The organism is Acidovorax delafieldii, from assembly GCF_007993815.1.
GTDB lineage: Bacteria > Pseudomonadota > Gammaproteobacteria > Burkholderiales > Burkholderiaceae_C > Acidovorax > Acidovorax delafieldii.
The window spans coordinates 187679-210074 of sequence record NZ_VJWE01000012.1 but is presented as its reverse complement, the minus strand read 5'-3'; the positions used below and the strand labels follow the sequence as shown (position 1 = coordinate 210074).

Sequence of the window (22396 nt, the reverse complement as noted above, 5' to 3'; positions counted from 1 at the left end):
GCTGACGCGCCATGTGGTTCACCAAAGTCAGTCTTAAAAACCCCGTGTTCGCCACGATGGTGATGCTCGCCATCGTCGTGCTGGGCCTGTTCTCGTACCAGCGCCTCAAGGTCGATCAGTTTCCGAACATCGACTTCCCGGTGGTGGTGGTCACCGTGGACTACCCCGGTGCGTCGCCTGAAATCGTCGAGAGCGAGGTCACCAAGAAGATCGAGGAAGGTGTCAACTCGATTGCGGGCATCAACGCCCTCACCTCGCGCAGCTATGAGGGCACGGCGGTTGTCATCATCGAGTTCCAGCTCCACATCGACGGCCGCAAGGCCGCCGAGGATGTGCGCGAAAAGGTCGCCACCGTGCGCCCCTTGCTGCGCACCGAGGTCAAGGAGCCACGCGTGCTGCGTTTTGACCCCGCCAGCCGCGCCGTATGGTCGCTGGCCGTGTTGCCCGACGAAAAATCGGGTCGCAGCGCGGTGGAACTGACCACCTGGGCCGAGCAGATCCTGAAGAAGCGCCTGGAAAACGTGCGCGGCGTGGGCGCGGTGAACCTGGTGGGTGCTACCAAGCGCGAAATCAACATCTACCTCAACCCGCAGGCCCTGGAAGCCTTTGGCGTGACCCCCGACCAGGTGGCCAATGCCGTGCGCAACGAGAACCAGGACCTTCCCGTGGGTGCGATCCGCTCGCTGGCGCAGGAGCGCGTGGTGCAGATCGACGCGCGCATGGAGCGGCCCGAGGATTTCGGCAAGATCATCGTGGCCCGCAAGAACGGGGCGCCGGTGCGCCTGGACCAGGTGGCCCGCGTGAACGACGGCGCGCAGGAAGTGGAAAGCCTGGCGCTCTACAACGGCCAGCGCACGCTGCTGCTGTCGGTGCAAAAATCGCAGGGCGAGAACACCATTGAGGTGGTCGATGGCCTGAACGCCGCCGTGGTGGAACTGAAGAACCAGCTGCCACCCGGGGTGCGGCTCGAAACCATTGGCGATAGCGCCCGCCCGATCCGCGTGGCGGTCAACAATGTGCGACAGACGCTGATCGAGGGGGCCATCCTCACGGTGCTCATCGTCTTTCTGTTCCTGAACTCCTGGCGCTCCACTGTGATCACCGGGTTGACGCTGCCCATCGCGCTGATCGGCACGTTCCTGTTCATGAACATGTTTGGCTTCACCATCAACATGATCACGCTCATGGCACTGAGCCTGTGCGTGGGGCTGCTGATCGACGACGCCATCGTGGTGCGCGAGAACATCGTGCGCCACGTGCAGATGGGCAAAGGCGCCTACGCGGCTGCCATGGACGGCACGCAGGAGATCGGCCTGGCGGTGCTGGCCACCACGCTGTCAATCGTGGCAGTGTTCATGCCCATCGGCTTCATGGGCGGGATCATCGGCAAGTTTTTCCACGAGTTCGGCATCACCATCGTCGCGGCGGTGATGATTTCGATGTTTGTGAGCTTCACGCTCGACCCGATGCTGTCGAGCATCTGGCACGACCCGAGCATTCATGCGCACGGCCAAAAGACGGCGCCCGTCACCTTCTACGACAAGACCATTGGCCGCGTCACCGGCTGGTTTGACCGCGCCACCGATGCGCTGGCAGAGGGCTATCAGCACATCCTGCGGTGGTCGCTGGTGCACAAGCTGGCCACCATGGTCATCGCCCTGGCGGTGTTCGTGCTGAGCGTGGTCATGGTGCCGCTGCTGGGCACCGAGTTTGTGCCCAAGGCCGATTTTTCAGAGACCTCCCTCAATTTCTACACCCCCGTGGGTTCGTCGCTCGAGGCCACCGAGGCCAAGGCCAGGCAGGTGGAAGGCATCCTGCGCGAGATGCCCGAAGTGCGCTACACACTGGCCACCATCAACACCGGCAACGCCCAGGGCAAGATGTACGCCAGCATCTACGTGCGGCTGGTAGACCGCAAGGACCGCAGCCGCAGCGTGGACCAGATGTCCGACGTGCTGCGCGAGCGCCTCAAGACCGTGCCCGGCATCACCGTGACCCATGTGGGCCTGCTGGACGCGGTGGGCGGCCAGAAGCAGGTGGAGTTCTCGCTGCAGGGGCCCGACCTGCGCGAACTGGAGCGCCTGACCAAAATCGTCACCGAGAAGATCCGCGGCATCCCCGGCCTCGTGGACCTTGACACCAGCGCCAAGCCTGACAAGCCCGTGATTGCGCTGGATGTGAAGCGTGAAGTGGCGTCGGACCTGGGCCTGTCGGTGGCGCCCATGGCGGCCTCGCTGCGCACGCTGGTGGCAGGCACCACGGTGGGCAACTGGCGTGCGCCCGACGACCAGACCTATGACGTGAATGTGCGCCTGGCCCCCGAGGCGCGCACCACCCCGGCCGACCTGGAGCGCCTGCCCTTTGCCCTGGCCGCCACCGACGGTACGACCCGCATCGTGCGCCTGAACCAGGTCGCCAGCGTCACAGAATCCACCGGCGCCAACCAGATCAACCGCCGCGACCTGACCCGCGAAGTGGCGGTGAACGCCAACGTGTCCCAACGCTCGGCCGGTGAAGTGTCGAACGACATCAAGAAGGCGCTGGAGACCGTGACCTTCCCGCCGGGTTACCGCTACCAGTTTGGCGGCTCCACCAAGAACATGGCCGAATCGTTTGGCTATGCCATCTCGGCACTGGCCATGGCCATCATCTTCATCTACATGATCCTGGCGAGCCAGTTCAAGAGCTTTTTGCAGCCGCTGGCGCTCATGACCTCGCTGCCACTCACGCTGATCGGTGTGGTGCTGGCGCTGCTGATGTTCCGCTCCACGCTGTCGATGTTCTCCATCATCGGCGTGGTCATGCTGATGGGGCTGGTGACCAAGAACGCCATCCTGCTGGTGGACTTTGCGATCCGTGCCCGCGAGGAACACGTGAATGACCAGGGCCAGACCGTGCCCGGCCTGCCCCGCGCTGACGCGCTGCTGCTGGCCGCCCGGGTGCGGCTGCGCCCCATCCTCATGACCACGCTGGCCATGATTTTTGGCATGGTGCCATTGGCGTTCGCGTTGTCCGAAGGGTCAGAGCAGCGCGCGCCCATGGGCCAGGCCGTGATCGGCGGGGTCATTACCTCTTCTCTCTTGACCCTGGTGGTGGTGCCAGTGGTGTATTGCTACATGGACGACTTGGCCCAGTGGGCGCTTCGCAAGATGGGACGCGCCCCGGCAGCGCCTAAAATCGAAGGTTTGTCCTGATCGCCCCGATCGGCCTTGCATCTGCCCCACGGAGAAATCCCATGAACCTGCCCCTGAACACGTCCGCCAACATCAGCGATCCCATCGCCCAGGCCCGCTACAACATGATCGAGCAGCAGATCCGCCCCTGGAATGTGCTCGACGCCGACGTGCTGGACCTGCTGGCCGTGGTGCGCCGCGAAGACTTTGTCCCCCCTGCCTACCGCAGCCTGGCCTTCATGGACATTGAAGTGCCCTTGCTGGGCAACGACGCTGAAGAAGCCGTGCGCAAAGGCCACAGCATGCTGCAACCCCGCGTGGAAGCGCGCGTCCTGCAAGACCTGCGGATTTTGCCCACTGACCGTGTGCTCGAAATCGGCGCCGGCTCGGGCTACATGGCCGCCCTGCTGGCCGCCCGCGCCGAGCGTGTGGTGTCCCTCGAAATCCACCCCGAGCTGGCCGAAATGGCCCGCGAGAACCTGCGCGACGCGGGCGTGCAGAACGCCGACGTTCGCCAGGCCGATGGAGCCCGCGATGCCATCCCTGACGGCCCGTTTGACGTGATTGTGCTCAGCGGCTCCGTGGCCGAGGTGCCCAGCCACCTGCTGTCCCTGCTGCGCGATGGGGGCCGCCTGGGCGCCATCGTGGGTGGCGAGCCCGTGATGCGTTTCACCCTGACCCGCCGCACCGGCGACCGCTTTGAGACCACATCGCCGTGGGACACCATCGCGCCGCGCCTGGTGAACTTCCCCGAGCCCTCTGGCTTCACGTTCTGACCCCCTGCCCTTCGGTTGCCTTCGGAGTTTTGCATGATCGATCACGTCCGCCCCGCCCAGCTGTCTGCCTGGTTTGCCGCAGCACCTGAAGGCAGCCAGCCCCTGGTGCTGGACGTGCGTGAGCCCTGGGAGCTGCAGACCGCCAGCGTGCGCGCCGACGGGTTTGAGCTGGTGGCCATCCCCATGGGCGAGTTGCCCGCGCGGCTGGCCGAGCTGGAGCCCGCCCGCCAGGCGCAACGCCCTATTGCCTGCCTATGCCACCACGGCGCCCGCAGCCTGCGCGTGGCCTCGTTCTTGCAGCACCACGGGTTCGAGCATCTGGCCAACATCACCGGCGGTATTGACGCCTGGTCGCACGAAAGCGATCCGGCGGTGCCGCGCTACTGACGCCCTTTGTGGTTGATGGACCGTTGTTGATGGACCGCACTTGCCGCACCCATGCCCCAGTGCTGCCCGCCGCTGCCCACCCCGATTCGATTCGCAGACTCTTCCGAAGGACCCCCAATGACACCGTTTAGGCCCCTGTCCCTGTCCATCCTGTCCCTGGCGCTGGGCGCAGCGCTGTGTGCGCCAGCCCAGGCCCAAAGCCTGCTGCAACTGGTGGAATCGGCCCGCACCTATGACACGGCCTGGCAGTCGGCGCGTGCGCAACTGGACGCCGCAGCCCGCAAGGCCGACCAGGCCCGCGCCGGCCTGCTGCCGTCCGCCGCACTCACCGGGGGCCTCACCCGCTCCAACGTGGAGCTGAGTAAACCCAAGATCGAGAACACCGGTACGGCACAGACCGTGGGGGTCAATGCCTCCCAGCCGCTGTACCGGCCTGCCAATCGCATCACGCTGGAACAAGGCCAACGCGGCGTGGATGTGGCCCAGGCCCAGCTGGATGCCGCCACCCAAGACCTGCTGGTGCGGGTGAGCCAGGCCTACTTCGACGTGCTGGCTGCACAAGACACGCTGACCTTTGTGCAGGCCCAGAAGGCCGCCGTGTCCGAGCAACTGGCCGCCGCCAAGCGCAATTTCGAGGTCGGTACCACCACGGTGACCGATTCGCGTGAAGCCCAGGCCCGTTACGACCTGGTGATTGCCCAGGAGATCGCCGCCGAGAACGATCTGCGCGTCAAGCGCCTGGCGCTGGACCAGCTGGTCGGCATCGCCGGCACCAAGCCGCAGCCCCTGGCACTGCCGGTGCAACTGCCTGGCGTAGTGCCGGACAACCTTGCCACCTGGGTGGACACCGCCCGCGACCAGCAGCCCGGCGTGCGCCAGGCCGCCATTGCGCTGGACATTGCGCGGCTGGAGACCAAAAAAGCCGAAACCGGCCACCTGCCCACGGTGGACCTGCAGGCGGGCTACAACGTCACGCGCAACCTGCACGGCACCATCACCTCGCCCGGCGTCACGGCCCGCAGCAATGCCGCCAGCGTGGGCGTGGCGCTGAACTTGCCCCTGTTTGCAGGCTTTGCCGTGCAAAACCGCGTGAAGGAAACCCTGGCCCTCGAAACCAAGGCCGAGGCCGACCTCGAAACCGCCCGCCGCAACGTGGCCCAGGCCACGCGCGCGGCGTTCTACGGCGTGCAGTCCGGCCAGGGCCAGGTGCAGGCCCTGGAAGCGGCCGAAGCCTCCAGCCAGAGCGCGCTGGACGCCAACAAGCTGGGCTACCAGGTGGGTGTGCGCATCAACATCGACGTGCTCAACGCCCAAAGCCAGCTCTACCAGACCAAGCGTGACCTGGCCCAGGCCCGCTACAACGTGCTGCTGGGCGGGCTCAAGCTGCGCCAGGCGGCAGGCACGCTGTCGCAGCAGGACATCGAAGCGGTCAACGCACTGCTGGCCAAGTAATGGGGCCTTGCACCCCGCGCCGGGGTGCATCCCGTGCATGAATTGCTGAAGCCTAGTGCAGGCCGCCCTCGGGCTGCACCAGCGCCACAATCGCACGCGCCGTGGCCTGCGCAGCCCCTCGGTGCGTGGCCGCGAACCGGGTGGCCCGCTCGCTGGCCTGTTCATGGGCGCGGGCGTCCCCCGCCAGCGCTGCAGCCTGTGCCATTCCTTGTGCCAGGTCGGGCACCCGCTGTGCTGCCCCCGCCGCGCACGCCAGTTCGGCCGCCTCGGCAAAGTTGAAGGTGTGCGGGCCCAGCACCACAGGGCAACCGCAAGCGGCCGCCTCGATCAGGTTCTGGCCGCCCAGCGGGGCGAAACTCCCGCCCAGCAAGGCCACATCGGCCAAGCCGTAATACAGCGCCATTTCGCCGATGGAGTCTCCCAGCCACACGTCAGCCGCTCCAGGCGCTGCGGCCCAGGTGCTGCGGCGCGACACCGACAGGCCTGCGCGCTGCAGCAAATGGTGCACCTCGTCAAACCGCTGCGGGTGGCGCGGCACGATGAGCCATTGCACGGGCGGCAGATCATCGCCAGACGCTTCACTATTGATAGCTGCCGAGGCATGATCCACTAGCGCCTGGGGCGATTTTTGCCGTATTTTCTGGATCTGCTCCAGCCACATGGCCTCTTCGCCCTCGCGGCTGCTGGCCAGCAAGACCACGGGGCGGCCGGTGCGGGTGCGCCACTCGCGGCCCCGCTCCAGCAGTTGTGCATCGGGCACCACGTCAAACTTGAGGTTGCCCAGCACTCCACGCACCGGCGCGCCCATGGCCGCGAGCCGCGTGGCGTCCTCCTGGGTCTGGGCCCAGACGGCCGCGAGCCCTCCGTAGGCAGGTCGCGCCAGGGCCGACAGGCGCTGCGCCTTGCGCAGCGATATCTCGTTGAAGCGCGCATTGGCCAGCACCAGCGGAATGCGCCGCTGCCGGCAGCCCGCCACCAGGTTGGGCCACACCTCGGTTTCCATCAGGATGCCGATGGCCGGGCGGAACTTGCGCAAAAACCGACCCACGGCGCCCGGCGTGTCCCAGGGCTGCCACACCTGCACATCGCCCGGCAGCAGCAGCTTTTCGCCCTCGGCCCGCCCTGTGGCGGTGCCGTGGGTGAGCAACAGGCGCATGCCCGGCAGCTGTTCACGCAACTGGGCCAGCAAGATGGCGGCGGCCCGGGTTTCGCCCAGCGACACGGCATGCACCCACACAAACCGCCCCAGCGGGTCGGTGCTGCTGTGGGGCATCAGGCTGTCGATGGGCGCCGGGTAGCGGCCAAAGCGCTCTCCCACCGCGTAGGCGTAGCCCGGCTCGGCCACTGCACGGCGGCGCAGCTTGCGGCGCAGCAGCGGCTGCGCGCCCCAGGTCAGCAGCGAATACAGGGCCCGCGCGGCGTTCATGCGGGCACAGACAGGCTCAGCACACCACCCGCCCAGCCGCTGTCGCTGCGCTGTGCCCAGACGATGCAGGGCGCGTCATCCGGCGCAGCCACCACACAGCGGCCACCGGGCGCCCAGAAGGCGCTGCGCCCCGCACTCACGTAGCCACCGGACGTACCGCTGTAGTTGGCGGCAAGCACCGCCATGTCGTGGTCGCGCGCGTAGCCTTCCAGCATGGCCGATTCGGCCGCATAGGCCTTTTCGGAGATCAGCACGCCCGCCGCATACAGGGCTGCGCCCGCCCCGCGGGCCGCCTGGGCATGCTCGGGATGGGTGATGTCGGCGCACACGGCCAGTGCCGTGGGCTCGCCGGCCACCAGTTGCACCTGCGCGTCGTCCGTGCCCGCGCTGGCAAATTGCTCTTCGCTGTCGTGCAGATGGCGCTTGCGGTACAGCGCCACGCTGCCGTCCGGCCCCAGCAGCCAGGCACCAATGGCGGGCAATGCGCCCTGCTCCGCAGGCTCAGCCGGAGCACCCACCACCAGGGCCATGCCATGGCTTTGGGCGGCCTGGCGCAAGGCCAGCAGCACGGGGTGGTCGGCCGTCAGTACATGGTCTGCCATGAGCGCGGGCTCGTAGCCCATGAGCGACAGCTCCGGGAACTGCAGCAGTTGCACGCCCTGGTGGGCGGCAGCCCGCACGCAGGCCAGGTGCGCTTGCAGGTTGCGCTCCAAGTCGCCCGGCGCCGACGGCGTCTGGGCGGCAGCGACACACAAAGGGGTGGAGAGCGACAGCATCGGGCGTGCGGCAGGCAATATCAGTGGCTGGCTGCGCCCACATGGGCGTCGGGCTTGACCCGGTGCAGCAGCGCCAGCATGGCGGCCTCGATGCGTGCCAGGGCTTCGGGCGTGTGGCCCTCAAAGCGCAGCACCAGCACGGGGGTGGTGTTGCTGGCGCGGATCAGGCCAAAGCCATCGGGCCAGTCCACGCGCAAGCCGTCGATGCTGCTGATGGCGGCGGGCGCGGCAAAGGTTTCTGCGGCCAGGGCCTGCAGCTCGGCCGTCAGGCGGTGCGGCTCGCCCTCGGCACAGGCCACATTCAGCTCGGGGGTCGAAAAGCTGGTGGGCAGCGCGTTCAGCACGGCGCTCGGGTCGCTGCTGCGGCTCAGGATCTCCAGCAGGCGGCAGCCGGCATAGGTACCGTCGTCAAAGCCGTACCAGCGCTCCTTGAAGAAGATGTGGCCGCTCATCTCGCCACCCAGGGGAGAGTTCGTCTCCTTCATGCGCGCCTTGATCAGCGAGTGGCCGGTCTTGAACATCACCGGCACGCCACCGGCCGCTGCAATGGCGGGCGCCAGGCGCTGGGTGCACTTCACGTCGAAGATGATCTCGCCGCCGGGCACGCGCGAAAGCACGTCTTGCGCAAACAGCATCATCTGGCGGTCGGGGAAGATGTTGGTGCCGTCCTTGGTCACAATGCCCAGGCGGTCGCCGTCGCCGTCAAAGGCCAGGCCCAGTTCGGCATCGCTGGCCTTCAGGGCGTCGATCAGGTCACGCAGGTTTTCAGGTTTGCTCGGGTCGGGGTGGTGGTTGGGGAAGTTGCCGTCCACCTCCGAGAACAGCTCGATCACCTCACAGCCCAGGGCGCGGAAGATGGCCGGGGCCGACGCGCCGGCAATGCCGTTGCCGCAGTCCACCACGATCTTGAGCGGCCGGGCCAGCTTCACGTCACCCACAATGCGTTCGCGGTATGCGGGCAGCACATCCACGTGGCGGACCGAGCCACCGGCCACCAGCTGCCAGCTTTCCTGCTCCATGGTGCGGCGCAGGTCCTGGATCTCATCGCCATAGATGGCGCGGCCGTTCAGCACCATCTTGAAGCCGTTGTAGTCCTTGGGGTTGTGGCTGCCGGTGACCTGGATACCACTGGTGCACAGCGTGCTGGCCGCAAAGTAGAGCAGCGGCGTGGTGACCAGGCCCACGTCGATCACCTCGATGCCCGCCTCCACCAGCCCCCGGATCAGCGCCGCCGACATCGCGGGGCCGGACAGGCGCCCATCGCGCCCCACCGCCACGGTGGTCTGCCCTTCAGCGCGTGCTGCGGTGCCAAAGGCCCGGCCCAGGCCCAAGGCCACGTCTTCGTTCAGGGTGGACGGCACGATGCCGCGGATGTCATAGGCTTTGAAGATGGCGGGGGTCGGTTGCACGCAGGGGGGCCTTTCGTGATGGGGTTGAAAAGTCCGCTGCATTGTAGGCGGCGGCCCTGGGGGTGATTGTCAGTCGATGCCTCAGACGTGCGCCCTGCCCTTGCCAAAGGCACAGGTCCGAAAACGGCCAGTGGTGCGAAGCCAGGCTCCTATGATCTGGCCCATGACCCCGACCGCCCCCCCCTCGTACACCGCCACGGATGTGGCATCCGACGAAGGCCGCTACCTGGCGCTGCAGGCGCGCGACGCGCGGTTTGACGGGCATTTTTTCACCGGAGTGACCTCCACCGGCATCTACTGCCGCCCCGTCTGCGCCGTGCGCACACCCCGGCGCGAGAACTGCCGGTTTTTTGCGCTGGCGGCGCAGGCCGAAAGCGCCGGGTTTCGCCCCTGCCTGCGCTGCCGGCCGGAGCTGGCCCCCCAGGCGATGGTGTGGTCGGTGCAGGACGCCAGCGGCATTCTGGTGCAGCAAGCCGTGCGCCTGCTGGACGCGCCCGACCTCTGGCCCACACCGGCCGCACCCGGCGAGGGCAGCGCCACCGTGGCCCGCCTGGCCGAGCGGCTGGGCGTGAGCGACCGGCATCTGCGCCGCATTTTTGAAGCGGCCCTGGGCGTATCGCCACTGCAATATCTGCAGACACGGCGGTTGCTCACGGCCAAGCAGCTGCTCACCGACACCGCCATGCCCGTGACGCAGGTCGCACTGGCCAGCGGGTTCGCCAGCGTGCGCCGCTTCAATGCCGCCTTTGTGGGGCATTACGGGCTCAACCCCACCCAGCTGCGGCGCAACGGCGGTGGCAGCGCCGCATCGGGCGCGGGGCGCACCAGCGCCGTGCGCCTGGCGTGGCGCCCGCCACTGGACGTGGCGGCGTTGCTGGCCTTTTTTGAAAAGCGGCAGTTCCATGGCGTGGAGTGCGTGGTGCATGGTGCGGACGGCCCCGGCCTGCGCCGCACCGTGCGGATGGCCAGGACCTGCACCGGCCTGCCGCAGGAGACCACCGGCTGGCTGAGTACCCGTTTTGACCTGGCGCGCCACCAGGTGCTGCTGCAGACCAGTGACAGCCTGTACCCCGTGCTGCCGCTCGTCATCCGCCGCGTGCGTGCCATGCTCGACCTGGACGCCGACCCCGCGGCCATCAACGCCGTACTGCACCCGCACTTTCCGGAGGGTGATGGCCTGCGTGTGCCCGGAGCGTTTGACGGCTTTGAGCTGGCCGTGCGCGCCGTGCTGGGCCAGCAGATCACGGTGGCGGCCGCGCGCACGCTGGGCCAGCGGCTGGTGGAGCGGCTGGGTGAACCCATCGCCACGCCCTGGCCCGGGCTGCACCGGCTGTTCCCCACCGCAGCCACCCTGGCCTGCGCCGATGGCGACACGCTGGGCCAGCTGGGCATCGTGCGCCAGCGTCAAGCGGCCATCGTGGCGCTGGCCCGCGCGGTGGACAGCGGCACCCTGCCCCTGCACGCGGGAGCCGACGTGCCGAGCACCACCGCCGCCCTGTGCGCCCTGCCCGGCATTGGTGACTGGACGGCGCAGTACATCGCCATGCGGGTGCTGCGCTGGCCCGACGCCTTCCCGGCGGGGGACGTAGCGCTGCACAAGGCGCTGGGGGTGCAGCAGCACAAGAACCCCGCACGCGCCGCGCAAGAGGCCTCGCAGGCCTGGCGACCCTGGCGCAGCTACGCGGTGCTGCGCGCCTGGGCTGCCGGTGGCAGCAGTGCCAGAGCGGCTCAGCCTACAGATGCTCAGACACTATCAAAACAGTAGCAAACAAGGCAATAAACACTGGCGCATAGTGCCAATTTCGACCCGAAACGGCCTCTCCCACTCTTTCAAGACCTCTCAGCATGCAGTTCCACTCTTTCACCGTGCAGGCACGGGCCGACACCCCGCTGGGGCCCGTGCGGCTGGCCGCTTCCCCCAACGGCTTGTCGGGCGTCTGGTTTGAAGGCCAGCGCCACGAGCCCACCGCCCACTTGCACGGTTCCGAGGCCTGGGCGTTGGCCCGTGGCGACCACCCTGTGCTGCAAGAAGCCGCCCACCAGCTGCAGCAATACCTGGGCGGGCAGCGCCAGCATTTCGACCTGCCGCTGGACCTGTCGGGGGGCACGGCATTCCAGCAATCGGTGTGGCGCGCGCTGCTGCAGATTGGCCGGGGCCAGACCATCAGCTACGGCACGCTGGGCCGCCAGCTGGGCAACCCCAGCGCCGTGCGGGCCGTGGGTGCCGCCGTGGGCCGCAACCCACTGAGCGTGGTGGTGCCCTGCCACCGTGTGCTGGGTGCCGATGGCAGCCTGACGGGCTATGCAGGCGGCCTCGATCGCAAGAGGGCTTTGCTGACGCTGGAGAATGCACCCCTTTTGGCCGCCGCAGCCCATCCCATGAAAGCCACCGCATGAACAGCCCCGCCACCCGGCCCGTCTCCACCTGGATCGGCGAATTCATCCTGCTGGCCGCACTCTGGGGCGCGTCGTTCCTGTTCATGCGCCTGGGTGCGTCGGACTTTGGCCCCCTGCCCACTGCCGGCCTGCGGGTGGCGCTGGCCACGGTGTTCCTGTGGCCCATCATGCTGCGCCAGGGCCACTGGCCTGCGCTGCGCCAGCACTGGCGGCCCATCCTGTTTGCGGGGGTCATCAATTCGGCGATTCCGTTCTCGCTGTTTTCCTGGGCGGTGCTGCACATCGCCACGGGCCTGACCTCGATCCTCAACGCCACGGTGCCGCTGTTTGGTGCGCTGATCGCCTGGGTGTGGCTGGGCGACCGCATCAACCGTCTGCGCTGGGTGGGCCTGGCCCTGGGTTTTGTGGGCGTGGCCCTGTTGGCATGGCGCGCACCCGCCGGCACCGGGTTCAAGACCGACCACGCCCACTGGGCGATTGCGGCCTGCCTGCTGGCGTCGGCGTTCTATGGCGTGTCGGCCAGTTTTGCGCGGCGCCACCTCACGGGGCTGCCGCCATTGGCCACGGCCGCAGGCAGCCAGCTGGGTGCCGCGCTGGGCCTGGCCTTGCCCACGCTGTGGCTGTGGCCGGCGCAGATGCCCGGAGTACGCGCCTGGGCGGCCATCCTGGCCATTGCCGTGCTGTGCACCGGCATTGCCTACATCCTGTACTTTCGCCTGATCGAGCACGCGGGCCCCAGCCGCGCGCTGGCCGTGACCTTCATCACCCCGGTGTTCGCCGTGCTGTATGGCACGCTGTTCCTGGGCGAAACCATCACGCCGTGGATGGTGGGCTGCGCGCTGGTGATCGTGTGCGGCACTTTGTTGTCAACCGGACTTATCAGGACGCTGCGGCCCGCCCGGCCCACCTCAGAACAGGCCTAAACTTGGCGGATGGTTTTTTTATCGGGTGCATGCCTTCTGAGCAAGGCCACATGCGGCACAGGTCGCGACATGCACCCGCTCCTTCTTTTGGCTTGTCCGCCACGTTCCAGACCCGCAGCCGCCCGCTTCAGCGACCAGACCACCCAGGGAAAACACCATGGGTAACAACACGCTGCTGGCGGGCACTGCCCTCATGCTGCTGCTGCTGGTGCCGGTCTGGCTGTCGCCGCAGGAGTCTCTGCACCCGTCCCGGCGCACCCTGATCCTGCTCGGCGTGGCGGGCGGGCTGGTCTCCATCGCAGCTTTCGAGGCGCTGCGCTGGAATGCGCCGGAACTCCACATCGTGGCCTACCCCACCGCCACGGCGTTCGTGGCGCTGTTTTTTGGCGTGCCGGCGGCGGCCATCACCGCCGTGCTGGCCTTGCAGGCCGCGCTCTGGACAGACACCTCGGCCGTCTGGCCCGCCACCACCGTTCTGGGCGGCGCGCTGGCTACCGGCTGGGCGTGGCGCAGCCTGAGCCAGCGCTGGGCCTGGCCCGACTGGGCGCCACTGGCCGGACTGACCCTCACGCTGCCGCTCGTGGTTTCGCTGGTCACAACGGCCACCAGCACGGCCCCTGAAGGCACCAGCAACATGCACTGGCACCACGGCGCGGGCGTGCTGATGCTCGGGATTGGCTGGCTGGTGATTGCCAGCCGGGCCCGCGCCGAGCTGGCGCGCAACGAGATCCAGCAGACGCTGGGCCAGCAGGAGCACCAGCTGCGCCTGGCGCTGGATGCCCTGGGCGGCGGCCGCTGGGAATGGGATGTGGTCGAACGCCGATTCTTCTGTGATGGCCGGTTTTACGAGGCCTATGGCATTACCAGTGCCGACTTGAAGTCGCCCGACCTCTGGCAGCGCTGGTACGCCCGGCGCCACCCGTTGGACGCTGAACGCAATGCCTCCAAGCTGGCCCGTGCCATGGACGGGGCGGAGGAAAGCTACGAGGCCGAGTTCCGCGTGATGGACACCCAGGGCCGATGGCGCTGGCTGATGTCCCGTGGCACCGTCGCCCGGCGCGATGCGCAGGGGCGCCCGGCCAGCCTGATCGGCATGGACGTGGACATCTCCGCCCACCGCGAGGCCGAGGAGGCCCTTCAGTCTGCCGAGGCCAAATACACCACCTTCTACCAGACGCTGCCCGACCCGGCAGGCATCACCCGCATAGCCGACGGGCGCTACATCGATGTGAACCCGGCGTTCTGCGAGCTGCTGGGCTTCACACGCGAGGAGGTCCTGGGCCGCACCTCGTCGGAGCTGCACATCTGGGCCAACGAGCACGAGCGCAAGCGGCTGCTGGACACCTACCAGCGAGAAGGCAAGGTGGACCGGTTGCCCCTGGTTGCGCAAAGCAAGGGGGTGCAGGTTCCGGGCCTGATGTCGGCACGCTCTGTGCTTGTGAATGGCGAAAACTGCTTTGTTTTCGTTTTCCACGACATGACCGAAGCCCAACGCACCAGCGACGAACTTCGGGCGCTCTACAACCAGCTGCAGCAAGCCGGCCGACTGGCCCGGCTGGGCGCATGGGAGGACGAGCGTGGCCGCGGCCTGGTGTATTGGTCGGACGTGTGTTTTGACATCCACGGCCTGTCACCCAACCAGCCGCCCCCCAGCGACTACATCGACCGCCATGTGGCCCCGCAGTACCGCGAGCCGCTGCGCGAAAAATTCCGCCAGAGCATCCGTTCACGCGCTGAGTGGAGCATGGAGATGGAGGTCTATCACGCCGACGGCCATCTTTTTTGGGTGCGCGCCCGGGGCGAGCCGGTGATCGAGAACGGCCGCGTGGTCAGGGTGCGCGGCGTGATGCAGGACATCGACGAAGCCAAGCGTGCCGAGCAGCGCCTGCGCCAGTCCGAGGAGCGCTTCTCGCGCATCTTCCATCTCATGCCCTACCCCATGGGCCTGTCGCACCGCAGCGATGGCCGCTATGTGGACCTCAACCCCGCCTGGGTCGACATGCTGGGCATTCCCCGCGAGGAAGCCATTGGCCGCACCGCAGTGGAGCTGGGCATCTTCACCGCCGAAGACCGCCAGCGCCTGATGGAGCAGGTCAGCCAGACCGGCCACCTCAGCGACTACGAAGTGACGCTGAACGTGCGCAATGGTCCCCGGCGCACCGTGCTGCAGTCCATGCGCGCCACCGAGTTTGATGGCGAGCCCTGCTGGCTGTTCTCGGTGCACGACATCACCGACCGCAAGCGCAACGAGGTGCAGGTGCGTGAACGCGAGGCCCTGCTGTCGCTCACCATCTCCGCCGCATCGCTGGGACTGTGGGACTGGGACCTGCAGACCGGCCTGGTCACGGGCGACCGCCGCTGGCGTGCCATGCGCGGGCTGCCGGTGACCGGCGACACCTCGGCGGCCGTGCAATGGACCACGGCCATTGCGCCGGACGACATCGACCGCATCACCACCGAGCTGTCGCGCCACACCGCCCACCTGGGCACCCCGTTTGACGCCACCTGGCGGCTGAACCAGCCCAACGAGCCCGTGCGCTGGGTGCGCAACCTGGGCAAGATCGTGGGCTTTGACGAGCAAGGCCGCCCGGCCCGCATGCTCGGTGTGGCCATCGACGTAACCCCCCAGCGCGAGCAGGAGGTCATGCTGCAGCGCCTGGCGCTGTACGACGCCCTTACTGGCCTGCCCAACCGGGTGTTGCTGGCGCGCAAGCTGCAGGAATGCATGGCCCAGGCCCGCGACACCGGCAAGCAGCTGGGTGTGGCCTACCTCGACCTGGACGGCTTCAAGCCGGTCAACGACCGCCTGGGCCACGGGGCGGGCGACCGCTTGCTGGTGGTGGTGGCCGGGCGGCTTACGCGGGCACTGCAACCGCTGGACACGGTGGCCCGGCTGGGTGGCGACGAGTTCGTGATCCTCATGCCTGGCCTCGGCTCGGTGAGCGACTGCGAACGCATGCTGGAACGCGTGATGGAAAGCGTCTCGGCCCCGTACACGCTGGACACCGAGCGCGTGGTCGTCACGGCCAGCATCGGCTACACCATCTTTCCGCAGGACGACGCCGACGCCGACACCCTGCTGCGCCATGCCGACCAGGCCATGTATGCCGCCAAGCAGGCGGGGCGCAACCGCTTCCACCAGTTTGACGCCGCCCAGGAGCGCGCCCTGCAGCTGCTGCGCGCGCAGGGGCACTACCTGCGCGAGGCACTGGCGCAAGCCCAGTTCATCCTGTACCTGCAGCCCAAGGTGGACATGCGCAGTGGCACGGTGGTGGGCGCCGAAGTGCTCTCACGCTGGCAGCACCCCGAGCGCGGCCTGGTGCCTCCCGGCGAATTTTTGCCACTGCTGGAGGGCACCGATCTGGAGATCGGCTTTGGCGAATGGGTGGCAGAGGCCGCGCTCACGGTGCTGGAGCAGCTGCAGGACCGGGGCATGCCCATGCCGCTGAGCATCAACATTGCTGCCCAGCACCTGCAGCAACCAGACTTTGCCGATTGGGTGGCCGGCTGTCTGGCGCGCCACCCCCGGGTGCCCGCGCACCTGGTCGAGATCGAGATCACGGAAAGCGCCGCCCTGTACGACCTGAGCGCCGTCGCCGACACCCTGAACGCCCTGCGCGCCATGGGCGTGACGGTGGCGCTGGACGACTTTGGCACCGGCTATTCATCGCTGACCTACCTGCGCCGCCTGCCCATGGACACGCTCAAGATCGATCAGAGCTTTGTGCACGGCATGATGGGCGATCCGGGGGATCTGGCCATCGTGCAGGGTGTGATCGGCCTGGCACGCTCGTTCGGCTACCGGGTGATCGCCGAAGGGGTGGAAACCGTCGAACAGGGGCAGATGCTGCTGCAGCTGGGCTGCCTGCAGGCGCAGGGCTACTGCATTGCCCGGCCCATGCCGCTGGAGGATTTTATCGGCTGGACGCCCACCTGGCAGCCGCCTGCGGGGTGGCAGCGGAACCGGCCGGTTTTGTAGCATTAAAACCTTGCCAGGTGCTAGTATCGTATGCGTCAGCAGCTATGAGTTTGGTAGCAATCAAGCATATTCTTCGCCCCCTGGAGGCTGGCCTTGAACATCCGTGAACTCAGCGCCGAAGACCTGGCCCCCCTGCTCAGTCTGTACACCCACCTGCACGCGCAAGACGACCCGCTGCCCCCACTACCCGAGGTGCAGACCGTGTGGGCCGAGGCGCTCGCCAACCCACGCATTCGGTACTTTGGTGGGTGGGATGAGGGTGCGCTGGTCTCGTCCTGCACGCTGACCGTCATCCCCAACCTCACGCGTGCATGCCGTCCCTGCGGCGTCATCGAGAACGTCGTGACGCACTCGTCCCATCGCGGCCAGGGCTGGGGGCATGCGCTGCTGCAGCACGCCCTGGCCCATGCCTGGCGAGAGCACTGCTACAAGGTCATGCTGATGACGGGCCGCAAGGACGAAAACACCCTGCGCTTTTACGAGCAGGCGGGGTTTGACCGGCAGGGTAAACAGGCATTTGTTGCCAGGCCACCGCAGTGACCCGCCGGCCCGGGCGGGCCTGAACTCAGCCCACCAGGTCCTTCACCTGCTGCAGCGCCGCCGGGTCTTCCATCGTTGTCAGGTCCCCGGGGTCGCGCCGCTCGGCCACGGCCTGCAGGGCGCGGCGCAGCAGTTTGCCGCTGCGGGTCTTGGGCAGCACGGTCACAAAGTACACACGCGACGGCCGCGCCACGGCGCCCAGCTGGTGGTCCACCTGCTTCATCACCTCGCCTTCGAGCTTGAGGCGTGCAGCGTCATCGGTAAGCCCTGACGCATCGCGCGCCACGGCAAACGCCATCGCCACCTGGCCTTTCAGGCTGTCGGCAACGCCCACCACGGCCACTTCGGCAATGTTGGGGTGGGAGGCAATGCTCTCCTCGATCTCACGCGTGCCCAGGCGGTGACCGGCCACGTTGATCACATCGTCCGTGCGGCCCAGGATGAAGTGGTAGCCGTCGGCATCGCGGATGCCCCAGTCAAACGTGCTGTAGATGAGGCGGCCGGGGATGCTCTTCCAGTAGGTGTTCACAAAGCGGGCGTCATCGCGCCACACCGTCTGCATGCAGCCGGGCGGCAGCGGGCCCTCGATGGCGACCACACCCTTCTGGTTGGCACCGGTCAGTTCTTCGCCCGTGGCCTCGTCGATCAGCTTCACGCCATAGCCGTACATGGCTTTGCCGGGGCTGCCGAAGCGTGTGGTCTGCTGCTGCACGCCGTTGGCAAGGGTGAGGATGGGCCAGCCGGTTTCGGTCTGCCAGTAGTTGTCGATGATGGGCACGGCCAGCGCGTCGCTGATCCACTGGGCCGTGGGCTCGTCCAGCGGCTCGCCCGCCAGCCACAGGGCCTTGAGGCTTTTCACGTTGTACTTGGCCAGATAGGCCGGGTCCTGCTTCTTCAGCACCCGCACCGCCGTGGGGGCCGAGAACATGTGCGTGACCTGGTACTTCTCGACGATGCTCCACCACACGCCCGCATCGGGCCGCGTGGGCAGGCCTTCGTACATGATAGTGGTCATGCCCGCGATCAGCGGGCCGTAAACGATGTAGCTGTGGCCCACCACCCAGCCGATGTCGCTGGTCGCAAAGTACACATCGCCCGCCTTGGCGTCAAAGATGTGCTTCATGCTTGCCGCCAGCGCCACCGTGTAGCCGCCGGTGTCGCGCTGCACCCCCTTGGGCTTGCCGGTGGTGCCGCTGGTGTACAGCGTGTAGCTGGGGTGGGTGGATTCCACCCATTCGCAGGGCACCACGGTGTTCAGGTGCTGCTCGCGCAGCGGCGCCCATTCGTGGTCGCGACCTGCCTGCAGGTGCATGGGGGCCAGGCCTCGGTTCACCATCAGCACGGCGCTGGGCTTGTGTTTGGACAACGCAATGGCTTCGTCCAGCAGCGGCTTGTACGGCACCACCTTGCCGCCGCGCGACCCGGCATCGGCGCTGACCACGGCCACCGGCTCGGCATCTTCGATGCGCGAGGCCAGCGAGCCCGAGGCAAAACCGCCAAACACCACCGAATGCAGAGCGCCAATGCGCACGCAGGCCAGCATGGCAAACGCGGCCTCGGCAATCATGGGCATGTAGATGAGCACGCGGTCGCCCTTCTTCACGCCCAGGCCTTGCAGCACCGCCGCCATGCGCTGCACCTCTGCATGCAATTCGGCAAAGCTGTAGCTGCGTTCGGTGTCGGTTTCTGTCGATATCGCCACCAGCGCCGCCTGGCTGGCGCGCGTGGCCAGATGGCGGTCCACCGCGTTGTGGCACAGATTGGTGGTGCCGCCCACAAACCATTTCGCAAACGGCGGGTTGCTGTAGTCGCACACCTGCTGCGGGGGCGTCTTCCAGTCGATCAACTTCGCCTGCTCGCTCCAGAAGGTGTCTCGGTGGTCGATGGACTGGCGGTAGAAGTCGGCGTAGGTGCTGTGTGCGGTCATTGTGGGTGTCTCCTCGGCATCTCTCTCGCCCTGCCAGGACAGCAGGTTTTGAATTCATAATTATTCATGACGGGCTTGCGGCAAACTGACGCAGCCAACCCTCTGCCTCGTCATCCATGGCTCCAGATACAGAAGGCATATTGATATGTCGGCAAACGTCATACCGGCCTGTCACACTCCCGGACCATGCACCCAGCACCGTCCGCTGCCCCCACGTCCGTCCCGTTCCGCGACGCCTTTCTGTTCTGGCTGAAGCTCGGGTTCATCAGCTTCGGCGGGCCTGCAGGCCAGATCGCCATCATGCACGCCGAGCTGGTGGAACGCCGCCGCTGGATCAGCGAAAACCGCTTCTTGCACGCCCTCAACTACTGCATGCTGCTGCCTGGCCCCGAGGCGCAGCAGCTGGCCACTTACATCGGCTGGCTCATGCACCGCACCTGGGGCGGCATCGTGGCGGGGGCGCTGTTTGTGCTGCCCTCGCTGTTCATCCTGATCGGGCTGTCGTGGGTGTATCTGCGTTTTGGCGATGTGCCCGTGGTGGCAGGCATCTTCTACGGCATCAAGCCCGCAGTGACGGCACTGGTGCTGCATGCCGCGCACCGCATCGGCACCCGCGCGCTCAAGAACGGCTGGATGTGGGGCATCGCTGCCGCATCGTTTGTGGCGATCTTCGCGTTCGACACGCCCTTCCCCGCCATCGTGCTGGCGGCCGGGCTCATCGGCTACTTGGGCGCGCAGCGCTGGCCCACTGTGTTTGCATTGGGGGGCGGCCATGCCAATGCCCACAAGGGCTTTGGCCCCGCGCTGATCGATGACGACACGCCAACGCCTGCCCATGCGCGCTTTTCTCGCGTCCACCTGGTCAAGGTGCTGGCGGCGGGGCTGGCGCTGTGGCTCGCCGCCATGGGCCTGCTGGTGGCCACCCAGGGTTGGCAAGGCACGCTCACGCAGATGGGATGGTTCTTCACCAAGGCTGCCATGCTCACCTTTGGGGGCGCCTATGCCGTGCTGCCCTATGTGTACCAGGGCGCGGTGGAGCACTACCAGTGGCTCAGCGGCCCGCAGATGATTGACGGCCTGGCCCTGGGCGAGACCACCCCTGGCCCGTTGATCATGGTGGTGGCGTTTGTGGGTTTTGTGGGCGGCTGGCTGCAACAGGTGTGGGGGGCAGACGCGCTGTTTGCCGGCGCCGCAGCGGCAGCCGCCGTGGTGACGTTTGTGACCTTTTTGCCCTCGTTCATCTTCATCCTGGCAGGCGGCCCGCTGGTGGAGGCCACGCACGGCAAGCTGGGCTTTACGGCGCCGCTGTCGGCCATCACCGCCGCCGTGGTGGGCGTGATCCTGAACCTGGCGCTGTTTTTTGCCTACCACCTGCTGTGGCCACAAGGATTTGGCGGCCACTTCGATGCCGTGTCGGCGGTGATCGCCGTGGGTGCGCTGGTGGCACTGTTCCGCTTCAAGCTGGGCGTCATGCCGCTGCTGGGCGGCTGTGCCCTGGTGGGCCTGGCAGTCAAGCTGGCAACGCCCTACTTCGCCTGACCGGAACCTGCATCAGTCACTATTATTTTGATAGCTTCCAGCGCATGAAAATCATGCGCTAGCAGCCAATTTGGCTTGAAAAGCGCTATTTGATCAGCCCGAGCACGTCCTTGAACGCCGGGTGCTCGCAGCTGCCCAGCCATTCAAACGCCACCATCTCGGTGGTCACCAGCTCAGCGCCTGCGCCGGCCAGGCGGTCGAAGGCGGCGTCGCGGTTGCGTTCGGTGCGCGAGCCGCAGGCGTCGGTCACCACCCACACTTCAAACTCGTCGTCGATCAGGTCCAGCGCGGTCTGCAGCAGGCAGACATGGGCTTCGCACCCGGCAATGACGATGGTGCCGCGCTCTGCCGCCAGCGGTGCGGGCTTTTGCAGGTGCTTGGGCAGGCTGCGCGCATTGCCGCCCTGGGGCTTGGCGGGAGGGCGCAGCCATTCGCCCAGGCCTTCCTCGGCGGCGCTGAAGTGCATCTTGGCCAGGGTCTTCTGGCACAGGGCGCGCAGCGCGGCGTCGTTGGCGCCCAGGCGCGAGGGGTTTTGCTCAGTGCCCCACACGGGCACATCCAGCATGCGGGCGATCTCGGCCAGGCGGCGGGCGTTGGCCAGCACGGCGGGGCCTTCGTGGATGGCGGGCATCAGGCGCTCCTGGTAATCGACCAGGACGAGTTGGGATTCGGTGGCGTCAAGCAGCATGGTGGGACCGTTTCTGTGTTCGTTGAATCGCTGTGCGGGCGCAGCGTGGAAGGCAATGGCGCATTGTCGCAGCCCGAGCCCGGGGTTTTCAGGTGCGAAGGACGGACTGCAGCGCCGTTGCCAGCGGCCCGGCCATGGCCACGGCGTTGCTCGGGTGCGGGATGCAGTCCGTGCTCCACACCTCCCCCACCCCGGCTTCATGCAGCACCTGCAGCGCATCGCCCGCAAACAGCGCATGCGTCACCGCCACATCCACCGAGGCGGCACCCGCCTGCAGCAGCAGCCGCGCGGCCAGCGCCAGCGTGCGGCCGGTGCTGGCCATGTCGTCCAGCAGCACCACCGCCCTCCCCTGGGCGTTGAGTGGTGGCAGTTCGATGGCCACATGGCGGTCGCCATGGCGCACCTTGGTGCACACGGCATGGTCAAAGCCGTGGCGCGCAGCGGCCTGGGCGATCCACTGGGCGGATTCTCCGTCGGGCCCCACCAGCAGCGCGTTCGGGCGGCGTTCAGCAATCAGGTCGGCCAGCGGCTCGGCGCCGCTGAGTACCACGGGCTGCGGCACAGGGATGGCCTGCTCCAGCCGCTCGATGCGGTGCAGGTGCGGGTCCACCGTGATCACCGCGTCGAACAGGCCCGCCAGAAACCCGCCCACCACCTGCTGGCTCACGGCCTCGCCAGGGTGGAAGGCGATGTCCTGCCGCATATAGGCCAGGTACGGCGCTACCAGCGTGAGCTGCTGCGCGCCCAGGCTGCGGGCTGAGCGCGCGGCCAGCAGCAGTTCCACCAGCTTTTCATTGGGCTGGTGCAGGCTGCGCAGCAGCACCACCCGCCGGGGCAGGCGGCCCGCCGCGTTGACGGGCAAACGCAGCTTGAGTTCACCATCAGGGAAGCGGTGGCGCTCGATGGCCTGGGCAGTCATGCCAGCTGCCTGCGCCAGGCGCAGCGCAGGGGCCTCTTCGTCGGCAAAGTACAGCAGGCACGCTTGGTGGGGGGCAACAGTCACT

Annotated in this window: 16 protein-coding genes; 10 read left to right on the top strand and 6 right to left on the bottom strand. The window is 67.3% G+C overall.

Annotation, left to right across the window (positions count from 1 at the left end; translation table 11 throughout):
- The first annotated feature begins 11 nt into the window (after window positions 1–11).
- The 4 genes from ATF69_RS10285 to ATF69_RS10270 all read left to right on the top strand — a co-directional run bounded on the left by ATF69_RS10285 (window position 12) and on the right by ATF69_RS10270 (window position 5788).
- A complete protein-coding gene (locus ATF69_RS10285; protein WP_056062888.1) occupies window positions 12–3194 on the top strand; it encodes an efflux RND transporter permease subunit in 3183 nt (1060 codons plus the stop codon).
- A gap of 41 nt (window positions 3195–3235) precedes the next feature.
- Complete coding sequence (locus tag ATF69_RS10280; protein WP_056744775.1) at window positions 3236–3949, top strand: protein-L-isoaspartate O-methyltransferase family protein; 714 nt, start codon at window positions 3236–3238, stop codon at window positions 3947–3949.
- A 33-nt stretch (window positions 3950–3982) separates the two neighbouring features.
- On the top strand, window positions 3983–4336 hold the full coding sequence (locus ATF69_RS10275; RefSeq protein ID WP_055401749.1) for a rhodanese-like domain-containing protein: 354 nt from the start codon (window positions 3983–3985) through the stop codon (window positions 4334–4336).
- A gap of 117 nt (window positions 4337–4453) precedes the next feature.
- A complete protein-coding gene (locus tag ATF69_RS10270) occupies window positions 4454–5788 on the top strand; it encodes a TolC family outer membrane protein (protein ID WP_056744773.1) in 1335 nt (444 codons plus the stop codon).
- Between the two features lie 52 nt (window positions 5789–5840).
- Here the strand turns inward: ATF69_RS10270 and ATF69_RS10265 are convergent, their stop codons facing one another.
- The 3 genes from ATF69_RS10265 to ATF69_RS10255 are packed head-to-tail and all read right to left on the bottom strand — an operon-like array spanning window position 5841 to window position 9399.
- Window positions 5841–7214, bottom strand: a complete 1374-nt coding sequence (locus tag ATF69_RS10265; RefSeq protein ID WP_146870864.1) for a 3-deoxy-D-manno-octulosonic acid transferase — start codon at window positions 7212–7214, stop codon at window positions 5841–5843.
- A complete protein-coding gene (locus tag ATF69_RS10260; protein WP_108497001.1) occupies window positions 7211–7990 on the bottom strand; it encodes a carbon-nitrogen hydrolase family protein in 780 nt (259 codons plus the stop codon). Before ATF69_RS10260 ends, ATF69_RS10265 begins: the two co-directional genes overlap by 4 nt.
- 20 nt (window positions 7991–8010) lie before the next feature.
- Window positions 8011–9399, bottom strand: coding sequence for a phosphomannomutase/phosphoglucomutase (locus ATF69_RS10255; RefSeq protein ID WP_146870863.1), 1389 nt, complete (start codon window positions 9397–9399; stop codon window positions 8011–8013).
- A gap of 163 nt (window positions 9400–9562) precedes the next feature.
- On the opposite strand from ATF69_RS10255, the gene ATF69_RS10250 reads away from it, so the two are divergent.
- From ATF69_RS10250 to ATF69_RS10230, 5 genes are all read left to right on the top strand, one after another.
- Window positions 9563–11164, top strand: a complete 1602-nt coding sequence (locus ATF69_RS10250) for a DNA-3-methyladenine glycosylase 2 family protein (RefSeq protein WP_244303699.1) — start codon at window positions 9563–9565, stop codon at window positions 11162–11164.
- 80 nt (window positions 11165–11244) lie between these two features.
- The gene (locus tag ATF69_RS10245) at window positions 11245–11796 is read left to right on the top strand and encodes a methylated-DNA--[protein]-cysteine S-methyltransferase (RefSeq protein ID WP_146870861.1); all 552 of its coding nucleotides are present in this window, start codon (window positions 11245–11247) and stop codon (window positions 11794–11796) included.
- The gene (locus ATF69_RS10240) at window positions 11793–12719 is read left to right on the top strand and encodes a DMT family transporter (protein ID WP_099730309.1); all 927 of its coding nucleotides are present in this window, start codon (window positions 11793–11795) and stop codon (window positions 12717–12719) included. Before ATF69_RS10245 ends, ATF69_RS10240 begins: the two co-directional genes overlap by 4 nt.
- A gap of 157 nt (window positions 12720–12876) precedes the next feature.
- Window positions 12877–16698 (top strand): EAL domain-containing protein, encoded by a 3822-nt coding sequence (locus ATF69_RS10235; RefSeq protein WP_146870860.1) that lies wholly within the window; start codon window positions 12877–12879, stop codon window positions 16696–16698.
- Window positions 16699–16791: 93 nt separating this feature from the next.
- A complete protein-coding gene (locus tag ATF69_RS10230) occupies window positions 16792–17238 on the top strand; it encodes a GNAT family N-acetyltransferase (RefSeq protein WP_146870859.1) in 447 nt (148 codons plus the stop codon).
- Window positions 17239–17263: 25 nt separating this feature from the next.
- On the opposite strand, the gene ATF69_RS10225 is transcribed toward ATF69_RS10230, so the two are convergent.
- Window positions 17264–19165, bottom strand: coding sequence for a propionate--CoA ligase (locus ATF69_RS10225; protein ID WP_056062917.1), 1902 nt, complete (start codon window positions 19163–19165; stop codon window positions 17264–17266).
- A 186-nt stretch (window positions 19166–19351) separates the two neighbouring features.
- On the opposite strand from ATF69_RS10225, the gene chrA reads away from it, so the two are divergent.
- Window positions 19352–20704 carry a chromate efflux transporter gene (gene chrA, locus ATF69_RS10220; RefSeq protein WP_146870858.1) on the top strand — a complete coding sequence of 451 codons (1353 nt, stop codon included), beginning with the start codon at window positions 19352–19354 and terminating at the stop codon, window positions 20702–20704.
- An 85-nt stretch (window positions 20705–20789) separates the two neighbouring features.
- Here chrA and ATF69_RS10215 read toward each other — a convergent pair whose 3' ends face one another.
- Both ATF69_RS10215 and ATF69_RS10210 read right to left on the bottom strand, forming a co-directional pair.
- On the bottom strand, window positions 20790–21392 hold the full coding sequence (locus tag ATF69_RS10215; RefSeq protein ID WP_056062923.1) for an isochorismatase family protein: 603 nt from the start codon (window positions 21390–21392) through the stop codon (window positions 20790–20792).
- 88 nt (window positions 21393–21480) lie between these two features.
- Window positions 21481–22395, bottom strand: coding sequence for a ribose-phosphate diphosphokinase (locus ATF69_RS10210; protein WP_146870857.1), 915 nt, complete (start codon window positions 22393–22395; stop codon window positions 21481–21483).
- Between the last annotated feature and the right edge of the window lies 1 nt (window position 22396).